Origin of the sequence: Nonomuraea mesophila, from assembly GCF_004352805.1 — a bacterium.
Lineage (GTDB): Bacteria > Actinomycetota > Actinomycetes > Streptosporangiales > Streptosporangiaceae > Nonomuraea > Nonomuraea longispora.
On sequence record NZ_SMLD01000068.1, the window covers coordinates 14376 to 31226 of the forward strand.

General features: G+C 69.3%; 18 protein-coding genes. 7 read left to right on the top strand and 11 right to left on the bottom strand.

Annotation, left to right across the window (positions count from 1 at the left end):
- Positions 1-4: 4 nt before the first annotated feature.
- Together E1295_RS24535 and E1295_RS24540 are read left to right on the top strand one after the other, a co-directional pair.
- Positions 5-1603 carry an AAA family ATPase gene (locus tag E1295_RS24535; protein ID WP_220448870.1) on the top strand — a complete coding sequence of 533 codons (1599 nt, stop codon included), beginning with the start codon at positions 5-7 and terminating at the stop codon, positions 1601-1603.
- Between the two features lie 266 nt (positions 1604-1869).
- Positions 1870-2301: an MmyB family transcriptional regulator gene (locus E1295_RS24540; RefSeq protein WP_132633048.1), complete on the top strand. Its 432-nt coding sequence runs from the start codon at positions 1870-1872 to the stop codon at positions 2299-2301.
- Between the two features lie 3 nt (positions 2302-2304).
- Here the strand turns inward: E1295_RS24540 and E1295_RS24545 are convergent, their stop codons facing one another.
- The 10 genes from E1295_RS24545 to E1295_RS24590 are packed head-to-tail and all read right to left on the bottom strand — an operon-like array spanning position 2305 to position 11873.
- Complete coding sequence (locus E1295_RS24545) at positions 2305-2919, bottom strand: nuclear transport factor 2 family protein (RefSeq protein WP_132633050.1); 615 nt, start codon at positions 2917-2919, stop codon at positions 2305-2307.
- Positions 2909-4351, bottom strand: a complete 1443-nt coding sequence (locus E1295_RS24550) for an aldehyde dehydrogenase family protein (protein ID WP_132633052.1) — start codon at positions 4349-4351, stop codon at positions 2909-2911. The genes E1295_RS24545 and E1295_RS24550 overlap by 11 nt, the downstream gene beginning before the upstream one ends.
- A gap of 12 nt (positions 4352-4363) precedes the next feature.
- Complete coding sequence (locus E1295_RS24555; protein WP_132633054.1) at positions 4364-5029, bottom strand: 3-oxoacid CoA-transferase subunit B; 666 nt, start codon at positions 5027-5029, stop codon at positions 4364-4366.
- Positions 5026-5688, bottom strand: coding sequence for a 3-oxoacid CoA-transferase subunit A (locus tag E1295_RS24560; RefSeq protein ID WP_132633056.1), 663 nt, complete (start codon positions 5686-5688; stop codon positions 5026-5028). The genes E1295_RS24555 and E1295_RS24560 overlap by 4 nt, the downstream gene beginning before the upstream one ends.
- Complete coding sequence (locus E1295_RS24565) at positions 5685-6878, bottom strand: thiolase family protein (protein WP_132633058.1); 1194 nt, start codon at positions 6876-6878, stop codon at positions 5685-5687. The genes E1295_RS24560 and E1295_RS24565 overlap by 4 nt, the downstream gene beginning before the upstream one ends.
- A gap of 28 nt (positions 6879-6906) precedes the next feature.
- Positions 6907-7989 carry an ABC transporter substrate-binding protein gene (locus E1295_RS24570; RefSeq protein WP_220448871.1) on the bottom strand — a complete coding sequence of 361 codons (1083 nt, stop codon included), beginning with the start codon at positions 7987-7989 and terminating at the stop codon, positions 6907-6909.
- Between the two features lie 6 nt (positions 7990-7995).
- Complete coding sequence (locus tag E1295_RS24575; RefSeq protein ID WP_132633060.1) at positions 7996-8973, bottom strand: LLM class flavin-dependent oxidoreductase; 978 nt, start codon at positions 8971-8973, stop codon at positions 7996-7998.
- Positions 8974-10047 carry an ABC transporter substrate-binding protein gene (locus E1295_RS24580; protein ID WP_132633062.1) on the bottom strand — a complete coding sequence of 358 codons (1074 nt, stop codon included), beginning with the start codon at positions 10045-10047 and terminating at the stop codon, positions 8974-8976. It lies immediately after the preceding gene.
- A 33-nt stretch (positions 10048-10080) separates the two neighbouring features.
- Positions 10081-10947 (bottom strand): cupin domain-containing protein, encoded by an 867-nt coding sequence (locus E1295_RS24585; RefSeq protein ID WP_132633064.1) that lies wholly within the window; start codon positions 10945-10947, stop codon positions 10081-10083.
- A 35-nt stretch (positions 10948-10982) separates the two neighbouring features.
- Positions 10983-11873, bottom strand: a complete 891-nt coding sequence (locus E1295_RS24590; protein ID WP_132633066.1) for a DUF6282 family protein — start codon at positions 11871-11873, stop codon at positions 10983-10985.
- Positions 11874-12068: 195 nt separating this feature from the next.
- Between E1295_RS24590 and E1295_RS24595 the strand changes: the two genes are divergently transcribed.
- From E1295_RS24595 to E1295_RS24615, 5 genes are all read left to right on the top strand, one after another.
- Positions 12069-12848: an IclR family transcriptional regulator gene (locus E1295_RS24595; RefSeq protein WP_132633068.1), complete on the top strand. Its 780-nt coding sequence runs from the start codon at positions 12069-12071 to the stop codon at positions 12846-12848.
- 63 nt (positions 12849-12911) lie between these two features.
- On the top strand, positions 12912-13700 hold the full coding sequence (locus tag E1295_RS24600) for an ABC transporter ATP-binding protein (RefSeq protein ID WP_132633070.1): 789 nt from the start codon (positions 12912-12914) through the stop codon (positions 13698-13700).
- Positions 13701-13714: 14 nt separating this feature from the next.
- Positions 13715-14608, top strand: a complete 894-nt coding sequence (locus E1295_RS24605; RefSeq protein ID WP_132633072.1) for an ABC transporter permease — start codon at positions 13715-13717, stop codon at positions 14606-14608.
- A 3-nt stretch (positions 14609-14611) separates the two neighbouring features.
- A complete protein-coding gene (locus E1295_RS24610; protein WP_132633074.1) occupies positions 14612-15382 on the top strand; it encodes an HpcH/HpaI aldolase family protein in 771 nt (256 codons plus the stop codon).
- Complete coding sequence (locus E1295_RS24615; protein WP_166427392.1) at positions 15379-16137, top strand: SDR family NAD(P)-dependent oxidoreductase; 759 nt, start codon at positions 15379-15381, stop codon at positions 16135-16137. Before E1295_RS24610 ends, E1295_RS24615 begins: the two co-directional genes overlap by 4 nt.
- A gap of 117 nt (positions 16138-16254) precedes the next feature.
- Here E1295_RS24615 and E1295_RS24620 read toward each other — a convergent pair whose 3' ends face one another.
- Positions 16255-16761 (bottom strand): rhodanese-like domain-containing protein, encoded by a 507-nt coding sequence (locus E1295_RS24620; RefSeq protein WP_425465363.1) that lies wholly within the window; start codon positions 16759-16761, stop codon positions 16255-16257.
- Between the last annotated feature and the right edge of the window lie 90 nt (positions 16762-16851).

Consider the following 16851-nt stretch of genomic DNA (forward strand, 5'->3'; position numbering starts at 1 on the left):
GACCATGCGGCCACCCCGAGCGAGATACTTCAACACCACCGGCCCGTGCGATCCACAGCTCCACTACATGCTTCCCCCCGCACCACGGCTTCCCGAGGCGCGGGCGCTCATCGAGATGGACCGCTATTTCGTGCTGCACGCCCCCCGGCAGACCGGGAAGACGACCATGCTGCGCACCCTGGCCTCCGAGCTGACCGCGGAGGGCGACATCGCCGCTCTGTCGTTCTCCTGCGAGCGCGCCGGGACCGTCGGCGATGACATCGGCGCCGCGGAGACGATTCTGCTGAAGTCTCTCCGCAGGGCCGCTGACTTGTCGGGATGGCCAGAGGAACTGCTGCCGCCGAACCCCTGGCCGCAGAACCCGGTGAGAACCCAGTTCGGCGAGGCGCTGAGCGCGTGGTGCAGCCGCTGCCCGCGCCGGGTCGTGCTGTTCCTCGACGAGATCGACGCCCTGCAGGGCACCAGCATGGTCAACATCCTCAGCCAGCTCCGCGACGGTCACAACATACGGCCAGATGGCTATCCGTTCCCCACGTCGGTGGTGCTGTGCGGATTGCGCGACCTGCGTGACTACAAGGTCGGCTCGGGCGGCGACCCCGGCCGATACAGCCCGATCAGCCCGTTCAACATCATCGCCGACTCTCTGCGCCTCGGCGACTTCACCGCCGACCAGATCGCCGAACTCTACGACCAGCACACCCAGGCGACCGGTCAGGAGTTCGCCAAGGAGGCGGTGGACCGGGTCTTCGAACTGACGCAGGGGCAGCCCTGGCTGGTCAACGCCCTCGCCCATGAGATCACCTACAAGATGGGGGTGTCCGGGACCATCGGCGACAGCCATGTGGAGGATGCCAAGGAGCGGCTGATCCGGGCGCGCGCCACCCACCTGGACTCCCTGGTCGCCCGGCTACACGAACCCCGGGTCAAGCGGGTGATCGAACCGATCGTGGCCGGCACGTTGGTGGCCATGGACGCCGCCATCGACGACGACGTCTCCTACGTCCACGATCTGGGCCTCATCCGCGGGACCAGAGATCCGGAGATCGCCAACCCCATCTACCGAGAAGTCCTGCTCCGAGTGCTGGGCGATCGCACGGAGCGGCAGGTACGCGCCGACCCGCACAGCTTCGTGTTGCCGGACGGCCGGTTCGACCTGCCACGGCTCCTGGAGGAGTTCGTCGTGTTCTGGCGCGAACACGGCGAAGTCCTCATCCAGCAGGAGGGCTACCACGAGGCCGCCTGCCAGATCATCCTCACGGCCTTCCTGCACCGGCTGGTCAACGGCGGAGGCTACCTCGACCGCGAGTACGCCGCCGGCACCAAACGCCTGGACGTCCTCGTCCGCTGGCCCTACACCGGCACCGACGGCGAACGCCTGATGCAGCGCGAGGCCATGGAACTCAAAGTTCGGCGAGCAGGAGAGCATGACCCGACGCCCGACGGCCTCGCCCAACTCGACCGCTATCTGGACCGCCTCACCCTTTCCACCGGCGTGCTGGTGATCTTCGACCGGCGCCCCGAAGCCCCACCCTGGAAGGAACGCGGTGGCTTCGAGCAGGCGACCACCCCTTCTGGACGCCAGGTCACCGTCCTGTGCGTGTGATGGGCCCAAATACATCATCTGGCCGACGACACCTCATTCGGCGACCCAAAAGCTTAATGGGTGCGTGGGACCCGATGACGCTCACGCCCATGGCCGATCGCTGCCACGGGACGGTCGAGCCACCACGGCCAGGACGCGCTGGCCCGGTTCTCCACCATTGCCCCCGCCTATACCTGCCAGGTGTATTACCCGCAGTGCCCTGGCTACGGTCCCCCGGCGGCCGCAGGCTGGTTTCACATACACCACTTCTGACGAAACGGGACGACATGAAAGCGCTCGTGATCGGTGCGACGGGGACGCTCGGCAGCGCGGTGGCTGATGCACTGGCCGCACGCCACGAGGTCGTGCGGGCCGCCCGCAGCGGCCAGGTCCACGCCGACATGACCGACGCTGCGTCCGTGGACCGCCTGGTCGAGGAGGTCGGCCCGGTGGAACATCCCGTCCGCGTCTGCGACCACTACCTCCGCGAATTGCACCATCCGCTGGCGGGCCGGCTCACCCTGTACAACGAGACCCTGCTCCTGCCCGACGACTGTCAGCGCCTCGGACTGTTCTACGCCGAGTCGGACTCACCCTCCGCCGCGGGGCTGAAGCTACTGACGGACCTCGCCACCGCCAGCGCACCACAGCAGCGGCACGCACAAGGAATCCGAGTGACGAGCCGAGCCGAGCGGCTCAGCCAGGGCCCGTGGTGCTGACCGCTATCCCGTGCCGGCGAGCCAGGCGGTCTCGCCCTGGTGGAACGCGTCGAGGTCGGACCGCCGGTCGTCGCCGAGCAGGTCCTGGCTCACCGTCACGCCGCGGGTCGACTGGATCCAGGTGAGGAACCGGTAGGACGGCCGAAGCCCAGCGAGCTGGGCCGCGTCCACCGGGAGCGCCTCACCCGCGTGGACGGGGCGCAGCTCGTCGCGCTCCATCAGGACCTCGAAGCTCATCAGCCTCCACCGTCCTTCGTCCCGGACGGCACGGGAGAAGAACCGGCAGTAGGCGTGGAAGTCGACCTCCACTCCCTCCACCGTGGTCCGGTTGAAGATCTTCGCCGGGCTCTCGACGGTCGCCCGGTCGCCCTCGACCCGCGCGTAGGCGGGGAAGACCCAGTGCTTGCTGTTCCCCGTCCGCTCCATCCACGTCTTCGTCGCCTCGACGTAGGCCTCGCCGCCGCGTCCGTCGTACCACGTGGTCCGTACGTAGGCGTCGTCGTGGAAGCAGTCACGCATCACGTCGAAGAGCCGCTGGTCGCGGGCGAAGCGCTCCCGCCTCACCAGGTCGAAGAGCTCTTCGCGGTCCAGGAGGGCGGCCAGCCGGTCAGCGTTCACCTGACGTCCTCTCGTAGCCGAGTACGGCCTTCACCTCGAGGTATTCCTCGAAGCCGAACCGTCCGAACTCTCGTCCGTTCCCGGACTGCTTGTAGCCGCCGAACGGGAGGCTGCGGTCGAACGGAGCGCCGTTGAGGTAGACGCGGCCCGCACGGATGCGATTGGCGACCTTGCGGGCGCGGTCGGGGTCCTTCGACTGCACGAAGCCCGCCAGCCCGTACGGCGTGTCGTTCGCGATCTCGACGGCCTCGTCCTCGGTCTCGTAGAGCAGGATCGACAGCACGGGGCCGAAGATCTCCTCGCGCGCGATCCGCATCCGCGGCGTGACGTCGCCGAACACGGTCGGGCGGACGTAGAACCCCTTGTCGAGCCCGTCGGGGCGCCCCGGGCCGCCGGCCACGAGCGTCGCGCCCTCGTCGATCCCCGACTGCACGAGCGCGGTGATCTTGTCCAGCTGGGCCTGGCTCACCACGGGCCCCATGGTGGTCGACGGATCGAACGGGTCCCCGAGACGGACCTGCTCGACCGCCCGTCGCGCGGCGGCGTACGCCTCGTCGCGCTGCGAGCGGTGCACGAGCATCCGCGTGGGCGACTGACAGTTCTGGCCGCCGTTGGTGTAGCACGAGTGCACCCCGGCGACGACCGCGGACGCAAGGTCCGCGTCGGGCAGGATGATGTTGGCCGACTTGCCGCCGAGTTCGAGCGCGACGCGCTTCACCGTGTCGGCCGCGAGCTTGGAGACCCTGATGCCGGCGCCGGTCGAGCCGGTGAGCGAGACCATGTCGATGCCGGGCTGTGCCGCGATGGCCTCGCCGACCGTGGGACCGTCACCGTTGACGAGGTTGAACACGCCGGGCGGCAGTCCGGCGTCGTGGATGACCTCGGCGAGCACCATGGCGCTGAGCGGCGCGATCTCGCTCGGCTTGAGCACCACGGTGCATCCCGTGGCGAGGGCCGGGGCCACCTTCGACGCGACCTGGTTCAGCGGCCAGTTCCACGGCGTGATGAGACCGCAGACGCCGATCGGCTCGCGCCGTACGATCCCGGCTCCCGTCTCCTCCTCGAAACGGTAGTCCGCGAGCACGCGGGCCGCCTCCTCGAAGTGGAACAGCGCCACCGTGGCCTGGCGTTCCGTCGAGAACGTGATCGGCGCCCCCATCTCGCGCGTCATCGTCCGGGCGATCTCGGGCAGCCGAGCCCGGAAGCCGGAGATGATCCGCTCGAGGTATTCCAGCCGCTGCTCCACGCTGACCTGGGAGTACGTGGCGAAGGCCGCGCGTGCCGCCGCCACCGCGCGGTCGACGTCCTCGGCCGTCCCGAGGCTGATCTCCGCGAACGTCTCCTCGGTCGCGGGGTCGAGGACGCCCAAGGTGCGGGGCGCGGCCGGATCGGCCCACGCGCCCCCGATGTAGAACTGGTGCCTGGTGGACACTCTCCTACCTCCTCATGGTGTCGCCGCAGCGAGCGGGACGTCGACGCGCGAGCGGAGCTCGTCGAACGAGATCCCCCACGTCTCCCGGACGAGGACCTCGTCCCCTCCGGTGATCTCGAACGTGGCGACGTCGGTATAGACCCGGTCCACGCACCGCAGCGCGGTGAGTGGATACGTGCATTCCCTGACGAGCTTCGGCTCGCCGGTCCTGGTGAACAGCGACATCAGCACGAAGACCTGCTTGGCGCCCACGGCGAGGTCCATCGCCCCGCCGACCGCCGGGATCGCGCCGGGCTCGCCGGTGTGCCAGTTGGCGAGATCCCCCGATGCCGAGACCTGGTAGGCGCCGAGAACGCACAGGTCGAGGTGGCCGCCTCGCATCATGGCGAACGAGTCGGCGTGGTGGAAGTACGAGGCGCCGGGCAGCTCGGTCACCGGGAACTTGCCGGCGTTGATCAGGTCGGGGTCCATCGCGTCGCCCGTCGCCGCCGGCCCCATGCCGAGCATGCCGTTCTCGGTGTGGAGGATGACCCCCGACTCCGGGGGGAGGTGGTCGCCGACGGTCGTGGGCTGGCCGATGCCGAGGTTGACGTACGCCCCGCGGGGGATGTCGCGCGCGAGCACCCTGGCCATCTCGTCCCGCCCGAGAGGTCTGCGATCAATGTGCTGAGCGATCATGCCGCCACCCGTACGATCCGGTCGACGTAGATGCCCGGGGTGACCACGGCCTCAGGATCCAGCGCTCCCGGCTCGACGACGTGCCGCACCTGCACGACGGTGGTCGTCGCGGCCGTCGCCATGACGGGAGCGAAGTTGCGTGCCGTCTTGCGGTAGACGAGGTTCCCGAGGGTGTCCGCGGTGTGGGCGCTGATGAGCGCGACGTCGGCGGCGATGGGCAGCTCCAGGACGTACGTCCGGCCGTCGATCTCGCGGGTCTCCTTGCCCTCCGCGAGGAGGGTCCCGACCCCGGTGCGGGTGTAGAACCCGCCGATCCCGGCTCCGGCGGCGCGCATGCGCTCGGCCAGGTTCCCCTGCGGCGCGACCTCGAGCTCGATCTTCCCGCTGCGGTACAGCTCGTCGAAGACCCAGGAGTCCGTCTGCCGGGGGAACGAGCACACGATCTTGCTCACCCGTCCGGCCGCGAGCAGCGCCGCGAGCCCGGTGTCCGCGTTGCCCGCGTTGTTCGACACGACGGTGAGGTCCCGCGCTCCCTGCCGGATCAGCGCGTCGATCAGGTCGAACGGCAGGCCGGCCGTGCCGAAGCCGCCGACCAGCACCGTCGAGCCGTCGGCGATGCCGCTGACCGCCTCGTCGGCAGAGGTGCAGAGCAGCGTCATGCGACGTTCTCCAGCACGACCGCCAGGCCCTGACCCACACCGATGCAGATGGCCGCCACGCCCCATCGTTCACCGGACTCCACGAGCCGCGCCGCGAGGGTCCCGAGAATGCGCCCGCCCGAGGCGCCCAGTGGGTGCCCGATGGCGATCGCCCCGCCCTTGGCGTTGACGACCTCGGCGTCCCGCAGCCCGAGCTCGAGCCAGGCATCGACGCAGGCGATCGCCTGGACGGCGAACGCCTCGTTCAGCTCGACGGCGCCGACGTCCTCCCAGGTGATGCCGGCCCGCTCGAGCGCGTCGCCGGCGGCCTCGACCGGGGCGTAGCCGAACTGCTGCGGCTCCAGCGCCGCCCAGCCGCGACCGGCGATCCGCGCGACCGGGTCACGACCGATGGTCGCGGCCGCGCTCGCCGAGCCCAGCAGGACCGCGCTCGCGCCGTCGTTCAGCGGTGAGCAGTTCCCGGCGGTGATCGTCCCGTCGGGCCGGAACGCCGGCTTCAGCCCTGCCAGCGTCTCGAGCGAGGTGTCGGTACGGATGCTCTCGTCCTGGTCCAGGCCGGTGCCGGGGACGGACACCACGAGGTCGTCGTAGAAGCCCTTCTTCCACGCCTCCGCCGCGAGGCGGTGCGAGCGGGCGCCGAACTCGTCCTGCCGCTCGCGCGAGATCGAGAACTTCTCCCGCAGCTGCTCGTTGCACTCGCCCAGCGAGGCCGTCCACTCGGCGGGCATCCGCTCGTTCACCAGCCGCCAGCCGAGCGTCGTCGAGACGGCGGTGACGTCGCCCGCCGGGAACCGGCGCGACGGCTTCGGCAGGACCCACGGCGCCCGCGTCATCGACTCCACGCCGCCGGCGATCGCGATCTCCGCGTCGCCGACCTCGATCATGCGTGCGGCCATCATGGCGGCGTCCAGCGACGAGCCGCAGAGCCGGTTCACCGTGGTGGCGGTCACCGAGACGGGCATGCCCGCCAGCAGCACGGCCATCCGGCCGACGTTGCGATTGTCCTCGCCGGCGCCGTTGGCGTTGCCCCAGAACACGTCGTCGACCAGGCCGGGATCCAGGCCCGGCGAGCGGTCGAGAAGCCCCTTCAGCGCGGTCGCGGCCAGATCGTCGGTCCTCGTGTCGGCCAGGGCTCCGTTGAACCGGCCGAACGGGGTCCGGACCGACGCGTACACGAATGAGCTGCTCATTCGGGTCGTCTCCACTTCCTGCCCCATCTCAGGAGGCGTCCTTCGCTTGCTTGCGGATGTCGTCGTAGGAGAAGTCGTTGATGGCGTCGAGAAGGTCGGTCGTGTAGATCTCCGTGGCCGGGAACGCCTTGTCCACGAGCCCGGCGGACGTCATGAACTCGACCATCCCGGTTGCCGCCTTCGGCTCGATCCGGCCCCAGTCGTCGTCCTCGATCCCCTGGTCGGCCAGCCGGACCTCGAGGATCTTGACCTGGGACGCCATCGCGTCCTTCTCCGGTCCGGTGCCCCGGGTCTCCGGGTGGAGCTTCCACAGGTCGCGGATCGCGGCCTCAGGGTTGGCCTGGGCGAAGGCGAAGCCCTTCGCGACGGCGCGGCCGAACCGTTCCAGGACGTCCTTCCGCTCGTCGATCGTCTTCCGCGTCGCCGCGAACCCGCCGCCCCAGATGCCGGCGGTCTGGGGCACCGGCAACGGGGTGAGCTCGATCCCGGAGTCCTCGACGATCGCGTACTGGGTGTCCCAGAGGGCCAGCGCATCGACCTGGCCGCTCTTGATGGCGTTGATCTGCTGGGCGCCGGCACCGATCGGCACCAGGCCGGCAGCGTTCTCGCTCATCCCGTTGAGCTCCATCGCGGTCCGGGCGAACGTCCCGCCCGAGCTGGCCACCGCGGTCACCCCGACCTTCTTGCCCTGCAAGTCCGCGATGCTCCTCACATCCGAGCCCTGGGGCAACTGCAGGCTGTAGATCCAGTGCGGGTAGTACGACGCGAAGTAGACCAGGTCCAGGTTCTTGGCGTGACCGATCGCGACCGGCTCACCGGTCATCAGTCCGATGTCGGCGCCGCCGGCGGCCAGTTGCTGAGCCGACTGCGTGCCGGAGGGGAACAGCTGGATCTTGACGTCGAGCCCCTCGTCCTTGAAGTAGCCCTCGGCCTCGGGGACCACCAAGGTGGTGTAGCCGGCGTTCCAGCTGGGCGCGCTCAGGGCGAACGTGACGGTGTCGAGGTCGCCGCCGCCCGCCGGGTCGCCCCCCTCCGAACCGCACGCGCTCAGCGTGGTCACCATGAGGATGCCCGCGAACAGGGCGGTCAGGCTCTTGAGTGGTCTCGTCATCGTCGGTCATTCCCCATCGGAGCTCGTGATCGCGTCGGAAGTCGTCGTGTCGTGCCAGTGCGGGAGGACGTGCCGCCCGACGAGGTCGAGCGTGTGGCGGGCGACCTCCGGCGGCGTGCCGTACGGGGCGACCCGCAGCTGGACGGACGTGACTCCCGCCCGGACGTACCGGGCGATCGTCGCGTCGATCTCGTCGGGTGTGCCCACCATGGGGAGCTCGAGCTCGGCGGGGCCGTCCGCACCCATCCATGCGCCCCGCTCGGTGTAGTAGCCGGTCGCGGCCTTCAGGTGGCGCGCGGCGAGCTCGCGGGCGGTGGCGGCGTTTTCGTGGACGACGCAGAACCTGGTGGTGGCGACCACCCCGCCCGTCCCACCGCGATATGACCGGTACGCGGCCGACTGCTTGATCAACAAGTCGTCGCGGTAGTTCGTCGCGCCGTAGAATCCGTCGGCGAGCGTCGCGGCACGACGGGCCGAGGCAGCCACCTTGCCGCCCACCAGGATCCGCGGCCCGCCGCGCTGCACCGGGGGTGGGATCGCCACCGGCGCATCGGCACTCGCGTCGGCGGACCAGGCGTCGCGCAGCAGCTTCAGCGTGGCGTCGAAGGCCGCGCCGGCCGGACCCGACGCGGGCAGCCCGACCCGTTGGGCGACCTCCGGGCTGCCGAGCCCGAGGCCGAGGGTGAGCTTCCCGCCGCACAGCTGGTCGAGCAGCGCGGCCTCGTAGGCCAGCTTCTCCGGACTGTACGCGCGCAGGAGCAGCACCGCTGATCCCAGCGCCAGGGACGTCCGTCCGGCCAGATGTCCCAGGACCATCAGGGCGGACGGGAGGTGGAACGGCTGAGCGGCCGCGTGATAGCTCTCCCCCACCCACGCGGAGTCGAAACCGTGCTGCTCCGCGTGGCCGAGCATCGTGACCGTGCGATCCACCTGTGGGCGGACCGGCTCCTGGGAGCTCAGGTCGAGCGCGATCCCCAGCCGCATTCAGCCGGCGCTCTCTGCTTGCTTGACGACGTCGTCGTAGGAGAAGTCGTTGAACGCCTTGAACATCTCGTCGGTGTAGATCTCCTTCGCGGTGAACTTCTTGATCAGTCCGGCCGAGGCCATGAAGTCGAGCGAACGGGTGAACGCCGTCTCGTCGATCCTGCCCAGGGTCTTGTCGTCGAAGCCCTGTCCGTCCAGGCGGACCTCGAGGACCTTGACCCCGTCAGCCAGCGCCTTCTCCTCCGGGTCGGACCCGCGGGTCTCCGGGTGGAGCTTCCACAGGTCGCGGATCGCGGCCTCCGGGTTGGCCTTGGAGAAGACGAACGCCTTCGCCACCGCACGACCGAACCGTTCGAGGACGTCCTTCTTGGCCTCGAGGTTCTTCCGGGTCGTCGCGAAGCCGCCGCCCCACGCCTCCGCCGTCTCCTTGACCGGAAGCGGCGTCAGGGTGACGCCGGCGTTCTTGACGATCTGGTACTGGATGTCCCAGAGCGCCAGTGCGTCGGCCTGGCCGCTCTTGATGGCGTTGATCTGCTGGGCGCCGGCACCGATCGGCACCAGGCTGGCGGCGTTCTGGCTCATCCCGTTGAGCTCCATCGCGGTCCGGGCGAACGTCGCGCCGGAGCTCGCGACCGCGGAGACACCGATCTTCTTGCCCCGCAGGTCGGCGATGCTCTTCACGCCGGAACCGGCCGGCACCTGCAGGCTGTAGATCCACTTCGCCCAGTAGGAGCTGAAGTAGGCCAGGTCCAGGTCCTTGTCGTGCCCGATGGCCACGGGCTCGACCGTCATGAGGCCGAGGTCGGCCCCGCCGCCGGCGACCTGCTGCGCTGCCTGGGTGGCCGACGGGAACAGGTTGGTCGTGACCTTCAGCCCCTCCTCCTCGTAGAAGCCCTCGGCCTCCACGACGGCCATGACCGCGTAGCCGGCGTTCCAGCTCGGGGACGCCATCGCGAATGTCACCGGCGTCAGCCCGCCGGACTCGGCCGAGGTCTCGGGTTCGCTGTCGGAACCGCACGCACTCAGCATTGCGGTCGCGCACAGGACGGTGAGCGCACCACTCACGACTTTCATGGCTCGTCTGGTCTTCACGACGGAACCGCCCTCTTACTGGTTGGGGAGTGGGTAGGTGTCCTCGTTGAGCACCCGGCCCGGCGTCAGGGAGAAGTCCAGACGCGGCGGGCAGAAGATGTCGATCAGCTGGTTTGTTTCCGAACCCACGGCCTCGCTGGTGTGGATCATGGGCGGAGGGATCACGGCCACCGAAGGACTGCCGCACCGCAGGTGCCGGTCCTCGCGCCACTCGCTGCGGCGCCTGGACCACGGGGTCCGCAGGTGGTGGACGTACTCCCCTTCCACGGCGAGCGAGCACTGCTCGAAGTCGTCGTGGTCGTGCGGCGAGAGGGTGTTCGGATCACGCGGACCGATCCTGGGCGCCAGGAAGTTGATCATGAAGGTGCTGCACCGCACGATCTGGCCCGGACGGATGGCGTCCTGCGTCACCTCGAGGTCGGCCAACCGGTAGGGCCGGATGCGGTAGCCCTCCGGCGGGTCCGGCCACGGCTCGAACGGCTTGGTGTTCGGGTGCGGATCTGCGTACGAATCCCGGTTGCGCGCCTTGTCCAGCAGGTCGGTGGACCGAGAGCTGAACAGCCGCACGACGGTGCAGTCGTCGACGCCGACGATCGCGCTGCCGCCCGGCGGGACCATCACCACCGCCTTGCCCGAGACGGGCGCGACCTCCCGCGACGCACGGACCTCGACGCCGCACTCCTCGTAGGGGAGGATCACGACGTACTCGTCCGGCTGCTCACCCCGCTCCAGCACGTCGCCGGCGACCAGCGTCGTGTAGGCGAGCACGAAGTTGTGTCCGCGGAAATACCACGTCGACGATCCGGCAGGGGTCGTCTCGTCGGGATCGCCCGTACCGAGGTCGGAGAACTCCACGTCGGGTGGGGTGGCCAAGGTGGTCATCGTCTGTCCTCATCAGTCGTAGGGGGTGTGGTCGTTCAGTCGTCCAGGCCGAGCAGGAAGGCCGGGTTGTCGCAGAAGATCTGCCGCAGCGACCTCTCGTCCAGGCCGAGGTCCAGCAGCGCGGTCGCGACGCGGATGTAGGAGTCCACCGGCAGCGGCCGATCCTTCTGGCCGAGGTCGGAGGCCATCACGGTGTGCTCCGGGCCGATCTTCTCGATCCAGTCCAGGAGGAGCCTCGGGTCCCACTTCTTGGTCCCCTCGGGGTCGTAGAAGCCGGTCTCGTGCTCGATGAACGCTCCGTAGCCGACCAGCTCACGGCACTTCGCCTCGTCCGCGCCGATGACGTAGTCGGGATGGTTGAGCAGCATCCGGGTGACGCCCTTGTCCTTGGCCGCGGCGAACAGCTGGGTGATCGACTCGGTCTCCATGTGCCCGCCGGTCACCATCGCGCCGGTCTCCTTGACCAGGTCGAGCACCTCGTAGACCTCGGGGATGAGCTCGCCGTTCTCCTGGTGGACGTCGACCCGGGACGACGGCACCTCGACGCTCGCCGTGGGGAAGCCGACGCCCTCCGGATGGCAGTCGATGTGCCGGCCGGCCGAGAACGTCGGAAACCACACGGCCTTGCCCCCCATGCGCAGGCACATGGCCACCGCCTGGGGGTTGATGCCGCCGACCATGCTGTTCAGGGTGATGCCGCCGAAGACGGGGGTCTTGATCTCCGCCAGCCGGTCGCCCATGGCGAGCAGGTCCATGACGGTGTTGTGGTGGTGGGACTTCACCAGCACGCCCCGCATGCCGAGCCGCTCGCCGTCCTTGCCGGCCTCGGCATGGTCGATCCGTCGGGGGAACGGGTTCGGGCCGGAATGGCAGTGCAGGTCAACGCAGCCGTTCAGCAGCTTGATGATGGCGGGTGTGTCAGTCATGCAGTCTCCAGGCGTCGGCACTGTTCGCATCACAGACTGTGAGTTCGCTATCCGGTCTGTCAATAGGGTGCATTCGGAAAACGCTGCTGCGAATCCCCAGTAAAACCTTGCAGGGAGACGCAGGGCACACTTACTCTCTGTCCGTACTACGAACTATGAGAACTCTTTGTGGACACTCAACGAGACGGGGGGCCGATGACGGAGCACGAGGTCGACAAGCCGGTGACTGCTCGCGAGCAGGACATCCAGGCGGTGAGCCGGACCGCGCAGATCCTCGGACTGTTCGATCCGGAGACTCCGGAGCTCTCCGTCGCGGAGACCACCCGCCGGCTCGGTCTGAACCGGACCACGGTGCACCGCTACTTCAGCTCGATGATCAGCTCCGGCCTGCTCGAGCGCGTGGAGGACTCCGCACTCGTCCGTCCCGGACGGTCGATCCTGCAGCTCGGCAGCTTCATGCTGGGACAGCAGCGCATCATGCAGATGGCGCCGGCCTACATGCGCGAGCTCGCGCTCGAGATCAAGGTCAGCACCGTGCTGTCGCTGTGGGGCACCTCCGGCCCGGTCGTCTCGCTGGTGGAGGAGGCCGACCATCCCACCCTGGTGACGGTGCGCGTGGGCTCGCAGCTCGCCCTGGACTCCTCGCAGGCCAAGGTCTTCCTGGCCTTCCTCCCCGACCAGTTCCACGCCGACCGGCTCACCGGCAGCCTCCCCGAGCCCCAGCGCACCGAGACTCGTCGTCGTATCGAGGCGATCCGGCAGGCCGGCATGAGCAGCCACGTCAACCACCGCGGCATCTGCATCGTCGCGGCGCCGGTGTTCGCGGCGACCGGGATCTGCGCCACGATCGCGGCCGTCGGCACCGAGCGGATGCTGCCGGAGGCGCTGGACTCCCGAGAGGCCACGGCGTTGAAGGCCGCATGCAAGCGACTGACCAAGGAGATGGGCGGCACGTGGCCCGAGGCGGCCGACTGATTGCTGCCAGCACGACGACCGGGGCGCGGGCAGCGCGCTCGAATCAGGTGAGGAATGACAGACATGCCGACCAGCACCGACACCGACTGCGCGATCCGCTTGGACTCGCTGTCCATGCTCTACCCGACCAAGTCCGGCGGGACCGTCCAGGCTCTCGACGACGTCTCCCTCAGCGTCCGAGCCGGTGAGTTCATCTCCATCGTCGGCCCCAGCGGCTGCGGCAAGAGCACGCTGCTGCGGATCATCATGGGCCTGTCCCACCAGACCTCCGGACAGGTCACCTTCGGGCCGTCGGAGGACACCCACCGCAACCAGCTCGGGATGGTCTTCCAGCAGCCGCTGCTGCTGCCCTGGCGTACCGTGCGGAAGAACCTGCTGACCTCGCCCGACCTGCACCAGCGCCGGGACGCCGCCACCCACGCGAAGGCCGACGAGCTGCTGGTGATGCTCGGCCTGGAGGAGTTCGGCGACCGGTACCCCAACGAGCTGTCCGGCGGGATGCAGCAGCGGGTCGGGATCGGCCGCGCCCTGATGCACGACCCGCGCATCCTGCTCATGGACGAGCCGTTCGGCGCCCTCGACGCGATGACCCGCGACCAGATGGGACTGGACCTGCTGAAGATCTGGGACCAGGACCGCAAGACCGTGCTGTTCGTGACGCACAGCATCCCCGAGGCGGTGCTCCTTGCCGACCGCGTCGTGGTCATGACACCGCGACCCGGCCGGTTGGCGGACGTCGTCGAGGTCGCGCTCCCTCGACCGCGGCGGCTCGAGAACATCAACACGCCCGAGTTCGGCGAGATCGTCCTGAAGATCCGCAAGCTGCTCGACTCCGAGCACAGCGCCCACTAGGCCTAGGAGACCTGATGTCCACCCACACCAAGCGCCACGCAGCCGACCGAGAGGCACTCGCCGGCCCGGACGGCGAGACCGTGCCGGTGGAGGCGCCCACGAACTCGGACACCCCGGCCCGACGCCGACGCCGCCGAGTACCGGAGATCACCTACAGCGTGCTCGTGTTCATCGGGCTGTTGGTCGTCTGGCAGGTCGTCGTGGAGATGTTCGACGTCTCCAACATCCTCGTCCCCGCGCCCACGGCCGTCGCCGCCTCCCTGGTCGACGGCTTTCAGGACGGCAGCCTGATGACCCACTCGATCGTCACCCTGAAGGAGATTCTGATCGGGTTCGGCATCGCGGTCGGCTCGGCACTGGTCTCCGCGGTGCTCATCACCCAGTTCCGGACGGTGGAGCGCGTGCTCTTCCCGCTGCTCATCCTGACCCAGACCATCCCGAAGGTCGCCATGGCGCCTCTGCTGATCGTCTGGTTCGGCATCGGGATCAGCTCGAAGGTGCTGACCGTGGCCCTGATCGCGTTCTTCCCCCTCCTCATCAACGCCGTCCTGGGATTCCGGTCCGCCGCCTACGAGCAGGTCGAGATGCTCCGGTCCTTCGGCGCGTCCCGCATGCAGGTCATGCGGCACCTGCAGATCCCGTCGGCGCTTCCGCACATCTTCGCGGGACTGGAGGTCGCCGTCATCCTGTCCGTGACCGGCGCCGTGGTCGCGGAGTTCGTGGGCAGCTCCGAAGGTCTGGGCTACCTGATCCAGGCGAGCAACTTCACCCTGGACGTGGCCAGGACCTTCGCGGTGATCGTCGTGCTGTCGGCCGTCGGCATCGCACTGCACGCGGTCGTCGTACAGCTCGGCAAGTGGCTGGTCTTCTGGACCACCACCCCCACCGACACCGCCGGCGAGGTCTGAGCCATGGCACGGGTACGCGACGGCATCAACGGCGGCACGCTCGGGACCTGGATCAAGCTCTCCAGCCCCGAGAGTGTCGAGATCATGGCCCACGCGGGCTTCGACTTCGTGGTCATCGACCTCGAGCACACGACACTGGACCTGGGCGCCGCCTCGACCCACATCGCGATGGCCCGCGCCCTCGGGGTGGACCCGCTCGTCAGGGTGCCTGACCACGGCCTCAGCGTGATCCAGCGGGTCCTGGACGCCGGCGCGGCCGGTGTGGTCGTGCCACACGTCGACACGGTCGAGCAGGCCCGGTCGGTCGTGCGGGCCACCCGCTTCCCGCCGCGCGGCGACCGCGGGTCCGGCGGCACCAGCCGAGCGGGGCGCTGGGGGCTGCTGCCACGGGCGGACTACCTCGCGTACGGCAACGAGCAGGTTCTGTGCGTCGTACAGCTCGAAAGCGAGGCGGCGATGAGGAACGCGAGGGAGATCCTGGCCCTCGACGGCGTCGGCGCCGCGCTCGTCGGGACGGCCGACCTGTCGATGTCGATGGGCGTCGCGGCGGGAAGCGACGAGGTGGACCGGCTCGTCACGTCCACGCTGGAGGCCGCCGCCGCGGCAGGCGTCCCCATCGGCACCGCGTCCGCCACGAGCGACCAGGCCAGGGCCGCGCTGGCCCGGGGCTACGACTACGTGGTGGTCAGCAACGACACCTCGATCCTCGCCGGCGGAAGCCGGGCGATCGTGAACGCGGTGAAAGCGCCCGTCGCCGAGGGAGCCGCCCTATGAGCGCGCCACGTGTCGCCATCGTGACGGGCTCGAGCTCCGGCATCGGCGAAGGCATCGCTCGCGCGCTCGCCGCCGACGGCTTCACCATCGTGGTGAACTCGGCCACCTCGGTCGACGCCGGTGAGCGGCTCGCGGCCGAGCTCCCGGGGGCGAGCTACGTCCAGGCCGACGTCGCCGATCCCTCCGATGCCCTGCGCCTGGTGGAGACCGCCGTGGAGCGGCACGGCCGGCTCGACCTGCTGGTGAACAACGCCGGGGTGTCGCGACCTGTCCCCCACGCCGACCTGGGTGCGATCACCGCCGACGACTGGCACCGGATCCTCGGCGTCAACGTCGTCGGGACGTGGCAGGTCTCCGTCGCCGCCGTGAAGGTCATGGAGCCCGGCGGCCAGATCATCAACATCACCTCGGTGGGCGGCTCGCGCCCCCTCGGCAGCTCGATCCCCTACTCCGTCAGCAAGGCCGCGCTCGACCACCTGACGAGGCTGCTGGCCAAGGCCGTGGGTCCGGACGTCCGGGTGAACGCGATCGCCCCAGGGCCGCTCCAGACCCGGCTGACCTCGGACAGCCTCGCCACGCGGGCGGCGCGCACCGTGGCGATGACACCGCTGGGCCGGCTCGGGCAACCATCCGACGTCGCAGCGATGGTCCTGGCGCTCGTCAAGGCCCCCTTCGTCACCGGTGAGGTGATCAACGTCGACGGCGGCATCAACCTCGTCACCCACATGGACGCGCCCCGCAACGACGACGCGTGATCCGCCCAGCCGACCACGTCGAGCCGCGGATGCGACTCGGCCCGGGCCCGCTCGAGCACCTGGGTGGACACCTCGCCTCGGCTGGGCGCCCGCGACGCCGTACTTGCGCGGTCACGCTCAGCCGGTCGGCAGGCGCGGCGTGGCCGGCGTTGCCGGCGTTGCCGGGTGAGTCAGGGGCAGGCCCGCCTGTTTCCACGCCCGGAAGCCGCCGATCACGTCGGTGGCCCTGGCCAGGCCGATCGTGCGCAGTGAGGCAGCCGCCAGGGACGAGGAGTAGCCCTCGTCGCAGATCAGGATCCAGGCGATGTCGTGGCCGGTGGCTTCGGGGATTCTGGCCGGGCTGGTGGGGTCGAGACGCCATTCCAGATGGTTGCGTTCGATGACGATCGCGCCGGGGATCTCGCCGTCGGCCGCTCGCTGGAACTGTGGGCGGGTATCCACCAGCCGGGCTCCCCCGGCGATCGCTGCGGCGGCTTCGGCGGGAGACATCCGGAGCAGCCCCGCCCGCGCCACGGCGAGCATGCCATCGACGGTCAGCGGCCGCAGGACCTCCACATGCTCACCCATCGAGGAACGTGGTCCGGGAGTCCCATCCGCTGATGTCACCTTGTCCACGTTGTCCACGTTGTCTTCATTGCCCAACCCTCATGAGGGGAGTCGAAGCCGGTGCCCGGATTTCCACACCCTTAGGTCGAAAATTGTGGAAACCCGGTC